The organism is Geotalea toluenoxydans JCM 15764 (assembly GCF_001311985.1).
In the GTDB taxonomy this organism is placed as follows: domain Bacteria; phylum Desulfobacterota; class Desulfuromonadia; order Geobacterales; family Geobacteraceae; genus Geotalea; species Geotalea toluenoxydans.
Window position 1 is genome coordinate 69,394 of the sequence record NZ_BBCJ01000019.1, and the last position, 16,441, is coordinate 85,834.

Below are 16,441 nucleotides of genomic sequence, written 5' to 3' on the forward strand. Positions count from 1 at the left end.
AGTACCCAGGTGCGCAAGGTTGAAGTACGGGGAGACCAGGTGACCGTGGATTTCGGCAGGGAATTTTACGACGATCTGCCGCCGGCAGCTCAGCGAGATGACGGCCATTTATGCCGTCATCGACACCATTGCCGTCAATTTCCCGCAGGTGAAAAAAGTGCTCTTTCTCAAGGACGGCCAGCAGGTGGAAACTGCCAAGGGGCACCTGGACCTGCGCCAATCCCTTTCCCCCGATTTCAGCCTGGAAAAGAAACAGGATGGGGCCGGACCGGTACCATGATCGCTGACGGCTTATGCAATTACATTACATTCGCGAGGGTATATCAATGAAACAGCCTTTCTTGCAGTCCATAAAAGACCGGGTGCTGGTGCTGGACGGAGCCATGGGGACCATGCTCCAGCAGCGGGGGCTCAAGGCCGGGCAATCGCCTGAAGAGCTGAATCTTACCTTGCCGGAGGTGGTGGCAGGGGTCCACCAGGAATATCTTGATGCCGGCGCCGACATCATCGTCACCAATACTTTCGGTGGCAGCAGGGAAAAGCTCTCCCATTACGGGCTTGAGGGCAAACTGGCAGAAATCAATGCCAGGGGGGTGGAAATTGCCCGCCAAGTTGCCGGGGACCGGGCATATGTAGCTGCTCCATGGGGCCTACCGGCAAGTTTGTCGAACCGGTGGGTGATCTGACCTTCGACCGGATGGCCGCCCAATTCCGCGAGCAGGCTGAGGCCCTGGTGAGAGCCGGCGCCGATCTCATCACCCTGGAGACTTTCCTGGACATCAAGGAGATCCGTGCTGCGATCATTGCCATCCGGGAGGTTTCTGCGGAGATTCCCATCATCGCCATGCTCACCTTCGATGACAAAGGCCGGACAGTGCTCGGTACGCCCCCCGAGGCTGCCGCCATAACCCTGGAGGCGGTAGGCGCAGACATCATCGGCTCCAATTGCGGCTTGGGCGTTGAGGGCATCTATGAAATCCTTTCCGCCATGCGCCGCGTCTCAACCCTGCCCCTTATTTCCCAGGCCAATGCCGGGCTGCCGGTGCTGAAGGAAGGAAAGACCATTTTCCCGGCCACGCCCGACGAAATGACAGCTACCATGATCGGATGCTTGGGTTGGGGGTGCGGATCATCGGTGGCTGCTGCGGTACAACTCCTGCCCACATCGGTGCCATGAAGGATGCTCTGGCGGGAAAGAATCAGGCTCTGCCGGACATTGCTTCCTCAGGGGGAACTACCTGGCTTTCCAGCCGCGGCGGCCATACTGCCCTCGGCAACGGCCGGCCAGTCGCCATCATCGGCGAGCGGATCAATCCCACCGGCAAGAAAGGGTTTGCTGCCGAGTTGCGGGAGGGGAAGGTTTCTTACATCCGCCGCGAGGCCATGGAGCAGGTGATTGCCGGGGCGACACTGCTTGATGTCAATGTTGGCGCGCCTGGTATCGACGAACCGGCGGCCATGGAACAGGCCGTTTTCTGCGCCGCAGGGGCTGCCTCCGTTCCCCTGGTCCTTGACTCCTCCAATCCGGAAGCGCTGGAGCGGGGCCTCAAGTCCGCCGACGGCAAGGTGCTGATAAATTCCGTCAATGGCGAAGAGAAGAGCCTGGGGCGCATCCTGCCGCTGGCGAAAAAATATGGTGCGGCTGTTATCGGTCTCACCCTCGATGAGAACGGTATTCCCGAAACTGCCGAAGCCCGGACCGCCATTGCAGCAAAGATAGCCGACAGAGCAATTTCACTGGGGATCAGGAGAAACGATGTTATCATCGACTGTCTGACGCTGGCTGTCAGCGCCGAGCAGAAACGGGCCTTGGAGACCCTTGCAGCCATCCGCCGGGTCAAGGGACAACTCGGGCTCAATACGGTGCTCGGCGTGAGCAACATCTCCTTCGGTCTGCCGTGCCGGCCCCTGATCTCCTCGGCCTTTTTCGCCATGGCCATGGAGGCCGGTCTCGATGCCGCTATCATCAACCCGAAGGAACAGGCGATGATGGACGTCTGGCGTTCGGTAATGGTCCTTCTCAACAGGGATGCCAATGCTGCCACCTATATCGATGCCTATAAAGGAGCAGTTGCGGCAAGCGCCGGGCAGGTCGAGGCCGCCCCCCAGGACATTCGAGGTATTCTGGCCAAGGCGGTCATTGACGGCGATGTGGAAAACATCGTCGACCACGTGGAGGCTGCCCTCTCCCAGGGTTTAAGCCCGCTGGAGATCAGCAACAATGGCTTGTTGCCGGGGTTGGAGGAGGTGGGGCGCCGTTTTGAGAAGAACATTGTCTTTCTTCCCCAGGTAATGCTCTCTGCGGAGACCATGAAGACCGCTTTTTCCCGGTTGAAGCAGGAAATGCAGGGGATGAAGCTGGAGAGCCTGGGCAGGATACTCATGGCTACCGTGGAAGGGGATATCCATGACATCGGCAAGAACATTGTCTGCACCCTCCTTGAAAACCACGGTTTTGAAGTCATAGATCTGGGCAAGAATGTTCCTGCTGCCCGCATTGTCGCCGAAGCCAAGGCCCATGATGTGGATGCGGTCGGCCTTTCCGCCTGATGACCACGACCATGTCCGAGATGGAGACTGTTGTGCAGCAGTTGCGGGCGGCGGGAGTGAAAACCTTCACCATGGTGGGAGGGGCTGTCCTGACCCAGGATTACGCCACTGAAATCGGGGCGGATATTTATGCCAAGGATGCCATGGAGGCCGTGTCAAAGATCAAGGCGATAATTGGGAAAATCAAGGGGAGCTGAGAGGCTTTCCTGAACGATAAACCATTGAGATAAACGCTGTTTTTTACTTGTTGCAACTCTCTGTTGCGTGTGGTAGTTTGACAACTTGTACGTCATTTGGCGGAGAGCGAAAAATGGTAGGCGGCTTCAACCACAACATCAAGTACAAGGGGGAGATATTCCATGTCCAGACCGAGGACAGCGGCATAGCCAACCCCCACATCATTACCCTCCTTTACCGGGGCGGCACTATTCTCGCCTCAATCAAGACCAGCTACGCAGATATCATCAAGGTGGACAACCTGGAACAGGTGGTTGAAGACCTGATGAAGGAGCAGCACAAGGACATGATGCGCCGGCTCAAGTCGGCCGAGTTCGACCAGCGCATCTTCAATAAATCTCCTGATAATGCCGCTCCTGCCCCGGTGCCTGAAAAAAAACCGGCTGCCAATGGAGCTGGCACACAAAGTCTTGATGAAATCATCCTTGATTATCTCATTACCGACGATGACTAGCCAATCACCTGAAAGGAAGAGCTTTACGTGAACGATCGAAAAACACAACTGGAAGAACAGGCCAGGCAACTCCGCATTTCCATCGTCAAGGCACTGCACAAATCCCAATCCGGCCACACCGGCGGATCCCTGTCAGCCATCGACATGGTCACAGCCCTTTATTTTTACAAGATGCGTCACAATCCCGCCGAGCCCACCTGGCAGGGGAGGGATCGTTTCGTCCTCAGCAAGGGGCATGCAGCTCCTGCCCTCTATGCGGCGCTCTCCGAAGCGGGGTATTTCCCGAAAGAGGACATGATGACGCTGCGCCGCCTTGGCAGCCACCTGCAGGGTCATCCGGACAGCAAGGGGACTCCAGGTGTGGACGTGTGCACCGGTTCCCTCGGACAGGGCTTGTCAATGGCTAACGGCATGGCCCTTGGCCTTAAAGCCGATGGCAAGGACAACAGGGTCTATGCCATCCTCGGCGACGGGGAGTTGCAGGAGGGGCAGGTGTGGGAAGCGGCAATGGCTGCGGCCCATTACAAGCTGGACAACCTCTGTGCCATGGTCGACGCCAACAACCTGCAGATCGACGGCGAGGTGAGCCGGGTCATGAACGTTGCCCCGATCACCGACAAGTTCCGGGCATTCGGCTGGCATGTGCTGGATATCGACGGCCATGACATGGGAGCCATCATGGCGGCCCTCGATACTGCCGAAACGGTCAAGGGACAGCCGACGGTAATCGTTGCCCGCACGGTAAAAGGCAAAGGGGTGTCCTTCTTCGAGAACAAGGCCTCCTACCACGGCGTTCCTCCCAGTGACGAAGAACTGCCGCGGGGCGCTGGAATGTCTTGGCAGCTTCTGCGAATAAAGATTAGATCATAAAAACAGATGAGAGGATTTTATATATGAGTAAGATGATTGCCACCAGGGATGCATATGGTGAGGCTCTTGCGGAACTGGGCGAGGATAATAAAGATATAGTTGCTTTGGATGCGGATCTTTCCGGTTCGACAAAAACCGGGGTGTTTGCCAAGAAGTTTCCGGAGCGATTCTTCAATATGGCATTGCCGAAGCGAACATGGTCGGAACGGCAGCAGGCCTGGCGGCAGTGGGCAAGGTGCCCTTTCTTTCCACCTTTGCCATCTTTGCTGCCGGTCGCGGTTGGGAACAGATCCGCCAGTCAGCCGCCTATCCGAAGGCCAATGTAAAGGTCGTTGCCACCCACGGCGGCGTCACGGTGGGTGAGGACGGCGGATCCCACCAGTCCATCGAGGACATCGCCATCATGCGTGCCATTCCCAATATGACGGTGGTGGTACCTGCAGATGGTGTAGAAACCAAGGGCGCAATCAGGGCGGCAGCCGCTGCCAAGGGGCCGTTCTATATAAGGCTTGGCCGTAACAAGGTACCGACCGTTTTCCCTGAAGATCATGTTTTCCAGATCGGTAAAGGGAGTGAACTTGCCGCGGGTAGCGACATGACCTTCATCACTACCGGCCTCATGACTGCCCAGGCGCTGGCCGCTGCCGAACAGCTGAAAAAAGAGGGCATTTCTGCTCGTGTCGTTCACATCGGCACTATCAAGCCCTTGGACCAGGAGATCGTTATCAAGGCCGCCCGGGAAACCGGCGCCATTGTGACCGCCGAAGAGCATTCCATCATCGGCGGACTGGGGGGAGCCGTTGCCGAACTGCTGGCGGAGACCTGCCCGACACCGGTGAAAAGGGTCGGCATAAACGACCGTTTCGGCACCTCCGGCAAGGCGGAAGAACTGCTCAAATACTTCGGCCTGATGCCTGAAGATCTCGTAGAAGCTGCAAAGGAAGTTCTCGCGAGGAAATAATGTTCCTGCACCCGCTCAAATCTTCTGCCGGATTCACCTACCTTGCCGCCCTGATGATCGTAATCATCATGGGCATAATGCTGGGGGTGGCGGGGCAGTCGTGGAAGATGATCATGGACCGGGAAAAGGAAGCGGAGCTTTTGTGGGTGGGGACCCAGTACCGAAACGCCCTGCTCCGCTGGCGTAACTCCGGGGGCAATAGCAAAAAACCAGCCATTAAATAATATGGATCTTTTATTGAATGATCTTGCTCGTAGGCCTGGAGTTCATTATCTGCGCAAGCTCTATCGGGACCCGGTTACTGGCAAAGAGTGGAACATTATAAGAGATCCTAACAGAGGAATATTAGGCGTTGCCAGTTCCAGTGATAAGGAACCCATCAAGCAGGCTAATTTTCCTGCAGATTACACCCAGTTCGAAGGGAAAAAGAAATACAGTGAATGGGAATTCCGGTGGGATGTCACGCCGCCTAAAAAGGCTGCAACAACTACTATCAGCGGCTTACAGACCTCCACATCACCGGTAAAAACATCACCAGGACCTTAATGAACCTTCCTGCCATTGCTTCACAGGAGTCTGATTGATCTTTAAGAGCCTCACCACACGGGTAATAGTAATCTCTATCCTGCTGCTCGTCTTCGGCATCAGCACCTTTGCCTTCGTTACCCTGAGAAGGGAGCAGATGCAGCTGATCGACGCCGCACGGGAAAGCAGCGAGCTTCTGCTCAACACCATCGAGCGCAGTACCTACAATTCCATGCGCATCGGCAACACGGAAGATGTGCAGACCATCCTTGAACTGGTAGGGCAGAACCAGAAACTGCTCTCCGTCCGCATATTTCATCCCCACGGCGTTGTCCTCAAATCCTCCCAACCCAATGAAGTCGGCAAGCCCGTTGATGACCGGGATTACCAACTGTTCATCAACAACAGGAAAGAAGGTGTTTTTTACCTGGAGGGGCACGGGGAAGTCCTGGGTATGCTGAAGCCTATCTATAACGATGAACCGTGCCACGTCTGCCATGGCCACAAGAGCCGGATCATCGGCCTGCTTAATGTGAATTATTCGCTGGTCGAGACCCGGAGGCGGATCGTGGATGCTTCCAAGCTCTTTGTCTTCTCCACCATTGCCATCATATCCTTCCTCTCCCTTGCCATCTCCATGGTCATGGTTAAATTCGTCAAGAAGCCTCTCCATCGGCTGGCTGAAAACATGTCCAGGGTCGAGCAGGGTGATCTGTCGGTGCGGATGAAGCCCGATGGCAAGGATGAGATCGGCCGTCTCATAGTCAGTTTCGATTCCATGGTGGATCGGCTCGATACTGCCAAGCAGGAGCTGGATCAATATCATTTCCAGCAGATGGAGAGGGCGGACCGGCTGGCTTCCGTTGGCGAAATGGCGGCAGGCATTGCCCACGAGATAAAAAACCCTCTGACCGGCATTGCAGCAGCCATAACCATAATAAAAGAGGACTTCGCCCCCTCTGACTCACGCACCACCATTGTCGATGAAGTACTGGAGCAGATCAAGAGGCTCGACAAGACGGTTAATGACCTGCTGTTTTTCGGCAAGCCGGCGCAACCCGAGCCCGCCTTTACCGATATAAATTCAACCATACGGAAAACCCTTAAATTCGCTTCCCAGCACCGGGGAAGCAAAAATATCGAGAAAAAGCTGGAACTTCAGGAAGATCTGCCGCCGGTGTATGTGGACCCGAAACAGATCCAGCAGGTTTTGCTCAACCTGTTTCTCAATGCCATGCAGGCAATGCATGACGGCGGAACACTGACCATAAGAAGTGCATTCGAGAAAAAAGAGCAGGACTGGGTTCTTATCATGGTCAAGGATACCGGGCAGGGAATTCCTGCCCAGATCCTGGAAAAGATATTCACCCCGTTTTTTACGACAAAGGCACAGGGGACCGGCCTTGGTCTGGCCATCTGCCATAAGCTCGTGTCGCAGCACAACGGGACCTTGACCGTTTCCAGCGAGGATGGCAAAGGAACCGAATTCATCGTAAGTTTACCGGCCCTCAGCCTGCAATTTCCTGAAAATCAGGCTTTGGAGACCGCTGCAGCAATATAGCCATACAATTAGATCCAGTCGCTACTTTTTTACTACTTCTGGAAAAGGGGAATTGCCTTGAGAAAGACAAGAATACTGGTGGTTGATGATGAGCACTTGATCCGTTGGTCACTGGAACAGAATCTGAAAAAGCAGGGTTATGAAGTCTTTACCGCCGGCAATGGTGAAGATGCTCTTCGTCTGGTGCGCGAGGAGCAACCTGAGCTGGTACTGCTTGATATTCAACTGCCCGGCATTGGCGGACTTGAGGTTCTGGAAAAGGTCAAGGAATTCGATGACGAAATAGTAGTCATAATGCTCACGGCCCATGGCGGTCTGGAAACAGCCGTAAACACCATGCGCATGGGGGCCTACGACTATATCAACAAGCCCTTTAACCTGGATGAGCTCTCCATTGTCATAAAGAAGGCGCTGGAAACTTCCGATCTGCGTCGCGAAGTGGTTCAGTTGAGAAGTGAGCACAAAAAGCTGGGTCCCCCCAAAATTATCGGTACCAGCAAGCATATGAAAAATGTTTTGGACATGATGGGCAAGGTTGCCAAGAGTGAAGCATCCACCGTTCTCATTCAGGGCGAATCGGGTACCGGCAAGGAGCTGGTCGCAAAATGGATCCATTATCAGTCCAGCCGTGCAGAAAAACCCTTTGTCGCTATAAATTGTGCGGCCGTCCCGGCAACCCTTCTGGAGAGTGAGCTTTTTGGCCATGAAAAGGGGGCCTTTACCGATGCCAAAACCGCAAAAAAGGGGCTGTTTGAACTCGCCGATGGAGGGACCGTATTTCTCGACGAGATCGGTGATATGGAGATGGGGATGCAGGCAAAGCTCCTCAGGTTCCTTGAGGACAGAACCTTCAGGCGCATCGGTGGCGCCAAGGTTATATCTGTCGATGTGCGGATTATTTCAGCGACCAACAAGGAGCTACTCAAGGCCATCGAAGAGAAGTCTTTCCGCAACGACCTCTACTACCGGTTGCAGGTGATCCCGATTTTCCTTCCTGCTTTAAGGGAGAGGAGGGACGATATCATCCAGCTTGCCAATTTCTTCATGGAATCCTTCGGCAGGGAATTCAACAAGTCGGTAAAATCCATTTCAAGCATGGCTGAAAAGATGCTCCTTGATTACAGCTGGCCAGGCAACATCAGAGAACTTAAAAACGTTATTGAACGGGCTATCATCCTTGGGACCGAGGACACCCTGCTTATCGAAAATCTGCCGCTTGAGATAATTGCGAAAAGTTCCGCATCCACAGTGCCGGTTTCTACGTTCAAACTGCCACCCGAAGGGGTTGATATCGAAGAGGTAGAAAAAGAGCTCATAAGGCAATCGCTGGAGATAACCGATTGGAATCAATCAAAGGCCGCCAAAAAACTTAACCTGGGCATAGATGCTTTCAGGTACCGCATGAAGAAATTTGGTTTTTTAAAATAAAATTCTCGATCCTGTCCATTTTCGTGAATTGTGACAAACATAATAATAATGCCTCTTTACATGGAATTTCAGTTTTTGTTCCCTCCCCAATGGGGCTTTGCTTCACAAGAAAAGCCCCACACATAACTATCTAAATCCTCAAGATATTTTTCTTTAAGCCTATCAAGGGTTATGTCTGCACCACCGACTATTTAATCGGAAGATAAAATAGTCGGTGGTGCGGGCATCGAAGTTGCATTAATAGCAGCCTAGTAACCCTGCAATCAGACCAGATTCTTAATTTATATTAGAATATCTCCAATAATTACGGAGGCTTTCAGATGATTCACGCAAAGCGCAACCTTACAACATTGCTTGTCGTCTCGCTGCTTGTCGCAGTCATTTCACTGCCGGGAACAATTTCTTTGGCGGCAGCGGTGGCCCCTGTGGCCAAGGCCATGCCCCCTGTCAGGGATGGGATGATGACGCCTGCGAGGATCCTTGTCGAATCTTCCGGCAACAATTACTATGTCACTGACCCTAGGGCCGGGGCAGTTTTGAAGTACAATCTTTATGGCCATCTGGTGCAGACCATAAAAACAACTGGTATTCCGCTTGGTATTGCCTTCGCGGGTAGTGATCTGCTGGTTACCTGCGGTAACTATGTTTCCGTTGTCAATCCCGGTACCGGCGCCGAGGTCAGGCGAATAGGAGAAGGGGTCGTCACTAAAGCGACTGGTGTCGCTGTCGATAGTCTTGGCTCCACATACGTTGCTGATGCTGCAAAGCATCAGGTTCACGTCTTTGCTGCTTCCGGTGTGTATGTGCGCTCGTTTGGCGGCCTGGGTAAAACGGTCGGCTTTTTTCAGTTTCCAGCTGGCCTTGCATACGACAAAGACCTCAATCGACTTGCTGTTGCAGACTCTATGAACGGCAGGGTTCAGCTTTTCGATGTTAATCCTTCTAACCCAACTTATCTAACCAATGTGAAAACTATTGGCCTTGGTACCTTACGTGATCAGCCTTTGGATTTTGTTGCTCCCCAAGGCGTCAGCTTTGAATATGATAAAGCTGGAAAGTTGAAAAGGATGTATGTGGTTGATACCTGGAAAAGCGGAATTCAGGTCATCGATCCTCTGGATGGGGTGAATGGTAAATATCTGTCTCTCGTTGGAGCTGGCGCAATCTCTGCCGGCTCCTATATCTACGGTATGCTGAATGGGGTTCAGGATTGGCAATTCCTGCTTCCATCGGATGCTGCATTTGATCCTGTTTATAGCAGGCTTCTGGTCCCTTCGGCCAACAGCAGTATTCAGATTATCGGTATTGACGGCGGTATGACCCCCTCTGACAATAACCCGATCTATCTCAATATTAATGCATCTCCACTGAACACGAATTCTTCGAACTATGCAATTAGTGGAACGGTTAAGCCTGGCTCTCAAATCAAGATAACGACAAATACCGGTGCCATTGCAGGTCTGGTTGAGCCGGTAGGTCAGGTTTGGAACGCTACCATCACCGGTTTGGCGTTGGGTGTCAATAAGATTACTGTCCTGGCCACCGATGTAACGGGCAAGGAGTTGTCCAAAGAGATAAATGTTCTGTATACCCTCAATGCTCCGTCACTTACCGTAACAACGGCCACTGGTAAAGTGGTCAATGGTCTTTCTACGACGTTGTCCGGCACCGTGGACGCCGATTGCACGGTAAATATAACAAATAATACTACGGGAATTGCAAGCACGGCTGTTGTGACAGGGACATCGTGGACTGGAACGGTAACCCTTTCCAATAACGCCGCCAACAATTTCACGGTAACGGCAAGTAAACCCGGTAGCATTACTGCTTCTGCTAGTGTGACGATTATCAGTGATACGACTTCACCTTCTCTGAATATATCCGCTCTTCCCGATAACAGCTACAGCAGTGGCACGATGACTCAGAATATTTCGGGATACGTGCAGGATGCAAATCCCTCTACCGTATCGGTTTCTGTAAATGGTGGCGCTGCGACCATTTATTCGACACCGTTACCCGCAGCCTCCTTCAGCGCTTCGGTCACTCTTCAGCAGGGTGCCAATACCATAACTGTTCAAGCCACTGACCTTGCGGGTAATACGTCTTTCGTCAACACCAGGACGATCAACTATCAACCGACCAGGCCTGTGTTGACTTTAGGTGTTGCTACCCCTGCCGATAATTCCTTTACAAATTCAGCTACTGTCTCCGTCAGCGGCACGGTAACACCTGTCAATTCTGTCGTTACCATCACCAATAACGGCGTGGTTGTCGCCGGGGTCACTAACGATGCCGCCGGCAATTGGTCGGCGCCAGTCACGGGCCTGCCTCTGGTGAACGGCCAAAACGTCATAGTGATTAGTGCTAATGCCGGTGCTGGTGATGCCAGTCTGAAGCGTACTGTCACCCTTGATACAACCGTGCCTGGTCTGGCAATTACATCGCCTGCAGCGGACATTTCCATCAATGATCCCAGTATTGAAATAGCCGGTACGGTTTCGGCTGACGCAGGCGGCTACCCGACATTGACCGCCATGGTAAATTCAACTCCGGTGACTCCGACCTTGACCAATGGAACTTTTGTCTTATACCCGGGTGCTTATCTTGCCGCAGGTCCTAACACCATCAAGGTGACTGCGACTGATTCAGCTAATAATCCCCCTGTTACCCAGGTACGCAATATCAACTATGACATAACGCCGCCTGCTCTTACTCTTGGTTCAACATATGCCGGTTATCCCAAGACCATAAGCGGTACAGTTGAAAGCCAAGCCAGTATCACTGTTAAAGATGGGGCTACATCCTTCCCCGTAGTCGTTACTGCTGGCCAGTGGACTGCCAATCTGTCTTCGGCAAGTTACAGCAGGGATACACTCCAGATTAAAGCAACTGATGCCGCAGGCAATATAAGTGTGATTACGGGTCTGAGTTCTTCCTATACCAAACCCTCCGGCGACTTAAATGCTGATGCTATTGTCAACACGGTAGATGTGCAACTGGCGCTGGATTTTGCTTACGGGCGCAAGGTGCCTACACAAGAACAGCTACTGCAAGGCGATATCGGACCACTTCTGAATGGGTTTGCTAATCCAAACGGCGTCATAGATTTGTCGGATGCTATCCTTATTCGCAAAAAAGCAGTTGATAGCACTTTTACCTGGTAACCTCGGACACGGTAATCAGAAACTACGTATATAAATGCTTTCAGGAGCGTAAACATGAATGGACCAATTAAAAATGCTCTGCTGACACTGATCTTGGTCACAATTGTGACAATAACAGCGCAGGCGCAATACTTGCCACCTTCGCATGATTTCGGCCAACAGAGTTGCGGTGCCTGTCATGCGACTGGTACTGATATTACCAATGCTGCTAATAATAATGTCTGTATGATATGTCACAAGGTAGGTAGTGCTTCTACCACGAACAAGCAGTTCTTTGTGGGAGATATGGCCAATCCATTTGGGACGACGATCGAAAGCAACGAGAATGACAGTTATTCACACAGTTCTCACGAGTGGTCTGCAACCGACGATAACCCGGCAGCAGGGGCTCTACCACCTGTCAATCCCGTCATGAATACCATTAATTCCTACAACGGTAGCTTGAGTTGTAACCGTTGCCATGGAATACACGCGCCATCACCGCTTCCTCACCTGCTCAGACAGTCCATGAACAACGATGAGCTCTGTCTCGATTGTCATCGTCTCAGGAACACAAACTCTCACATATACGGCTCACATCCTGTAAACATGGACTACAACGCCGTTGCTTCAAGCAAACCCACTAAATATTCAGCTTCGCCGGTTAATAGTAATCCCGCCAACCCAACTTCAGATATGAAATTGGCTAACGGCAAAGTCGTATGTACAACTTGTCACAATGCTCACTTCACCGATTCCAGCAGCAAGACCCTCGATAACTTTTCAACGGCAATGGTAAACGGGCTTGTCCCCTCCAAAGGTTACCTGCTGCGGACAGATTACCGGTACGTGAACTATACTACCCTGGACAGCCCCAATATCTGTACCAACTGCCACACAAATAAGCATGAACATAATGGCCGCAACCAGAGGGTGCGTTGTACTGACTGCCACAGCGGCCACGTGGATTACGATCCCTTCGCGACTGACCCCGCGACAATGGTGCCAAACGTATACATGGTCAAACGTTATATGAACTGGTCATCTGCCACAGGCTGGAAGGATAACAAGAAACTAACCACGCCCAAGCAGACGCTGTTCCAGGATGCATCTGCCCAGAGACTCTACAAAAGGCGGATGGCAAGGGTGTCTGCCAGAGCTGTCATGGGGTGCCACCTTGGAAAGCAATTGCTCCGAGCGGCAATCCTTACCCAGAGGCACATGATATTGTCAATGCCGTTGCAGCTGATTGTAATCGCTGCCATAACCACGACAGCAAATGGAGTTTCGCTGCCTCCTGTTTAGAGTGCCACGGTCAACCGCCCACCGCCACTACTGCCGCAGCCGGGTATCAAGCAATGAAGCTGTTTCAGCCCATACCAAACATTCCAACAATTACAGCCTCAAGTGTCTGGAGTGTCACTATGACGGTGCCTCTCTCGCACTGCATGACAAAGGCAATTACCAGGATGTCTACCGCCGTCCCGACTATGTAGATGCCGATGCGGTGGCCTCCAAATTTGGGTCTCTCCCTTCATACAGCACAAGCACCAATAAATGTTCTACCGTTTACTGCCACAGCAATGGCGCACCCAAGCTTGCATTCAAAACCTACTCAATAGCATATAAAACAACGCCTAACTGGTTTGGCGAACAAACAACATGTAATTCCTGTCATGAGGCAGCACCGACAACAAATGCCCATGGCGCCCACCTTGCTAAAAATTATGTCTGCCAAAACTGCCATGCCGCCACTGCCAGCGGTTCAGGTACAATAATTGACAAAACCAAGCATGTCGACGGCATTAAGCAGCTGCAGTTTGCATCAGTGGGGCTGCCCTTTGCCCTTAACGGAAACTCCTGTTCGACGGTATACTGCCACAGTGATGGGTCTGGTAATTATTCAGCCCCCACTTGGACTGATTCGTCTACCGGCAAGTGCGGAACCTGCCACGGCACAACCGACAGAACCAGCGGTGCCCATCAGGCGCACTTGTCTCAGACAACACTCTATGGGCCAAAACTCACACAATTTGACACAGTGGTTGCCTGTAACAAATGTCATGGTCCCGATTACACAACCAAGCATCTTAACGGCACGACAGTGGATGTCAGCTCCTCAACCTGTTCAGCCTCATGCCATGCCAACGGCATCGGCTCTGGCTCCTGGGTAACCGGAAGAACCGGCATTACCTGTGAAAGCTGCCATACGGGCACCCTGTCCAATGTGAATGGTGCAACTGCACCCGGCAAGTCTTTTGCCGCCAGCCGGGGCCATAACATGAACTCCAGCAGCACCGGCGTCATCATGAACTACAACTGTACTTCGTGCCATGATGCTAATGCCAAGCACATCGACCCTGCTGCTCACGACACCAGGTTGTTGCCGGCCTACACGGGTGCACTCAACAATGAGTGTAACGCTTGTCACAACACCGCAACGGTGCCTACGGAGAACAAAAAGAACATGTATACCCACGTTACCGACTACATCGGTACGTCAGCTGCCGTAAACTCCAAACCCAGCGCCTGTAACACCTGTCATGATCCTCATGGCACGGGCAACCGGAACATGATCAGGCGAAGATCGTCGCCTGGGACAAGGTAGTTTTGAAAAACATCACCTGCAATATCACTTACAACAATACCACTTCTCTATTTAAGACCGTCAAAGTCGGTAACCTGTATACCGGTCTCTGTCAGGTGTGCCATACCAAGACAAAATTCTTCAGCAACTATACTGCACCGCAGCATTATACTAGCGGCTGTCTTGATTGCCACAAACACAAGTCGGACAAAACTGTCTATGCCTTCCAGCCGTCAGGCGGATGCGACGGATGTCACGGTTATCCGCCGGTCCAGACGATGCAGGCCGGCTATGGCCACATGGATAATTACTCCGGCGCAAGACTGCAGAACTACTCAGGCGGCGGTGGCGCACATGATGTTGCCGGACACGTCCTTGCCAGCGCCAAAGCAACACAAGTTTGGACAAACTGCTTGAAGTGCCACTATGGTTCAGACACCAGCGGAAACCACATGAGGGGTGATTACACCAAACCGAGCACGGTCAACGTCCAAGTGGATCCGAAATACAAATTTGATTCCAAACTGCCGATTACTTACTCAGGCAATAAATCCGACGATCGCAGCCTCTACCAATCCGGTACATGCTCTAACGTCAGCTGCCACTTCCAGGCGTCACCGAAGTGGAGTAGCGAAAAGTAATTGTGATGTTTTGCCAGAGTTAATTGGATAGATAAATATTATGTCAAAGGGAGGGTTCCCCTCCCCATTGAGGATGTCAGTATGAGATTACAATCGTTTTCAGTTATATTTAAGGAGTCAAGTATGAAGACATGTCACAGCGCAGGATACTTCAAACAACTGATTCTATTCTTGCTGTTGTCCTTAATGACTGTATTTGTCTTTTCGGGGAATGCGCTGGCACTGACTGGCAACAAAATTAACAGTTGTTCAGACTGTCATGGCGAACGGCTAACCGGTGACGTCAGACCTGTAGACTGGGGTTATAGAAACATAAGCACCGGTGGTGTTGTGGGAAACCACAGGACCCATATGGCAAATGGTGCTCCGGTGACAAGCTGTGATAACTGCCATGTGAAGAATACTACGTTTGGCCACCGCGATGGCAAGATCAGCTTTCGAGCAGATATTAACGCTTCCCCCGCGGCTACCACCTATCTTAAAGCCGGAGGGCTTGGTTTTGTTAACCAGACATCCAATCCGGTCATGACCAATGCAAACTGCTCCAATGTTAACTGCCACTTTGAAAAAACATCCCCTGCTTGGGGGAGTTCGAAGACAATTACTAATTGCGACACCTGCCACTCTACACTCGCTAGCGCGGCCCATGGTAAACATCTCGCAAAATACGGAACTGATATAAATGTTTCCTGCGTCAAGTGTCACCCAAATCATAATTCCGAAGCCGAACCATTTCAGCACGCTACCAGTGCAGGCCGTGTTGCACGCGGTATTACCGTTAACTTTACTTATACAGGATCCAACTATAAATACCTTCCAAGTCAGATAGCACTGGGCGTGAGTATACCGGGTACCTGTTCCAACCTGTATTGCCATAGTGATGGCTCGACGACTACCGCTCCATTCACTGCCACTCATGATCCGAATTGGGCAGAAGTGGGGACCATAACCTGTAAGAGCTGTCATAACAGCACTTTGGCCAGTGGCGCTGCCATATCTACTGGCAAACATACCCAGCATATCAACAATGACACAGTTCTGGGTTCCAATTTAAGTTGTGTAGAGTGCCATGCGAATACTGTCGACAGTGAAACGTCAATCAGCGCCGCAGGCGAGGCCAGCCATGTTAATACCTTTAAGGATTTCTCCGGCGCCAAAGCAGGCAAGAACAAGGCAGCCTGTACCGCAGCATACTGCCACAGCGACGGTAAAGGCGGAGCCGGAACGACCGTAAGCTGGAGCACCGGCCCGGCCCTTGACTGTAAAGGTTGTCACGGCGGAGGCACCAGCCAGGCAGGCGAGCCGGTATATACCTCCACTGCACCCGGCACCTTGAAGACCAACAACCACCCAAAACACGTAGGGACAACCGGTGCCAACGCCACCTGTCAGAACTGCCATAGCACCACCATGAGCGGCACCGCTCTGAGTGCCAGCGGCAATCACCTGAACAAGTCGATCAACGTAATCCAGGGCGGAACGGC

General features: G+C 52.2%; 12 protein-coding genes and 4 pseudogenes. All 16 read left to right on the forward strand.

Translation table 11 applies throughout. The features are described 5' to 3' along the window. Positions 1-97: 97 nt before the first annotated feature. Entirely contained in the window at positions 98-280 is a 183-nt protein-coding gene (locus JCM15764_RS26835) for a hypothetical protein (protein WP_279384438.1), read from the forward strand. Between the two features lie 46 nt (positions 281-326). Further along, positions 327-2,747 (forward strand): annotated as a pseudogene (locus JCM15764_RS13390) (homocysteine S-methyltransferase family protein). Positions 2,748-2,860: 113 nt separating this feature from the next. Then, positions 2,861-3,241, forward strand: a complete 381-nt coding sequence (locus tag JCM15764_RS13395) for a RomY N-terminal domain-containing regulatory protein (protein WP_012646455.1) — start codon at positions 2,861-2,863, stop codon at positions 3,239-3,241. 27 nt (positions 3,242-3,268) lie between these two features. Then, positions 3,269-4,097: pseudogene (locus JCM15764_RS13400) on the forward strand (transketolase). Between the two features lie 46 nt (positions 4,098-4,143). Next, positions 4,144-4,580, forward strand: a pseudogene (locus JCM15764_RS28480) (transketolase family protein); the annotation flags it as partial. Between the two features lie 150 nt (positions 4,581-4,730). Continuing rightward, positions 4,731-5,072 (forward strand): transketolase C-terminal domain-containing protein, encoded by a 342-nt coding sequence (locus tag JCM15764_RS28485; RefSeq protein ID WP_369412329.1) that lies wholly within the window; start codon positions 4,731-4,733, stop codon positions 5,070-5,072. Further along, on the forward strand, positions 5,072-5,296 hold the full coding sequence (locus JCM15764_RS13410) for a type II secretion system protein (protein WP_054696543.1): 225 nt from the start codon (positions 5,072-5,074) through the stop codon (positions 5,294-5,296). Before JCM15764_RS28485 ends, JCM15764_RS13410 begins: the two co-directional genes overlap by 1 nt. Positions 5,297-5,309: 13 nt before the next feature. Next, positions 5,310-5,618 (forward strand): hypothetical protein, encoded by a 309-nt coding sequence (locus JCM15764_RS23730; RefSeq protein ID WP_243688983.1) that lies wholly within the window; start codon positions 5,310-5,312, stop codon positions 5,616-5,618. A gap of 34 nt (positions 5,619-5,652) precedes the next feature. Continuing rightward, the gene (locus JCM15764_RS13415) at positions 5,653-7,158 is read left to right on the forward strand and encodes a two-component system sensor histidine kinase NtrB (protein ID WP_054696546.1); all 1,506 of its coding nucleotides are present in this window, start codon (positions 5,653-5,655) and stop codon (positions 7,156-7,158) included. A 57-nt stretch (positions 7,159-7,215) separates the two neighbouring features. Continuing rightward, positions 7,216-8,586: a sigma-54-dependent transcriptional regulator gene (locus JCM15764_RS13420; protein WP_054696549.1), complete on the forward strand. Its 1,371-nt coding sequence runs from the start codon at positions 7,216-7,218 to the stop codon at positions 8,584-8,586. A gap of 320 nt (positions 8,587-8,906) precedes the next feature. Beyond that, positions 8,907-11,750, forward strand: a complete 2,844-nt coding sequence (locus tag JCM15764_RS13425) for a hypothetical protein (protein WP_054696552.1) — start codon at positions 8,907-8,909, stop codon at positions 11,748-11,750. A gap of 285 nt (positions 11,751-12,035) precedes the next feature. Beyond that, on the forward strand, positions 12,036-13,034 hold the full coding sequence (locus JCM15764_RS23735) for a cytochrome c3 family protein (RefSeq protein WP_243688984.1): 999 nt from the start codon (positions 12,036-12,038) through the stop codon (positions 13,032-13,034). Between the two features lies 1 nt (position 13,035). Beyond that, positions 13,036-14,337 carry a CxxxxCH/CxxCH domain c-type cytochrome gene (locus tag JCM15764_RS13435; RefSeq protein WP_054696557.1) on the forward strand — a complete coding sequence of 434 codons (1,302 nt, stop codon included), beginning with the start codon at positions 13,036-13,038 and terminating at the stop codon, positions 14,335-14,337. A 2-nt stretch (positions 14,338-14,339) separates the two neighbouring features. Then, positions 14,340-14,957, forward strand: a complete 618-nt coding sequence (locus JCM15764_RS13440; RefSeq protein ID WP_054696560.1) for a CxxxxCH/CxxCH domain-containing protein — start codon at positions 14,340-14,342, stop codon at positions 14,955-14,957. Positions 14,958-15,482: 525 nt separating this feature from the next. Further along, a pseudogene (locus tag JCM15764_RS28490) lies at positions 15,483-15,599 on the forward strand (CxxxxCH/CxxCH domain c-type cytochrome); the annotation flags it as partial. Positions 15,600-15,794: 195 nt separating this feature from the next. Continuing rightward, a partial coding sequence (locus tag JCM15764_RS13445) for a CxxxxCH/CxxCH domain c-type cytochrome (RefSeq protein WP_243688985.1) occupies positions 15,795-16,441 on the forward strand: 647 nt, incomplete at its 3' end.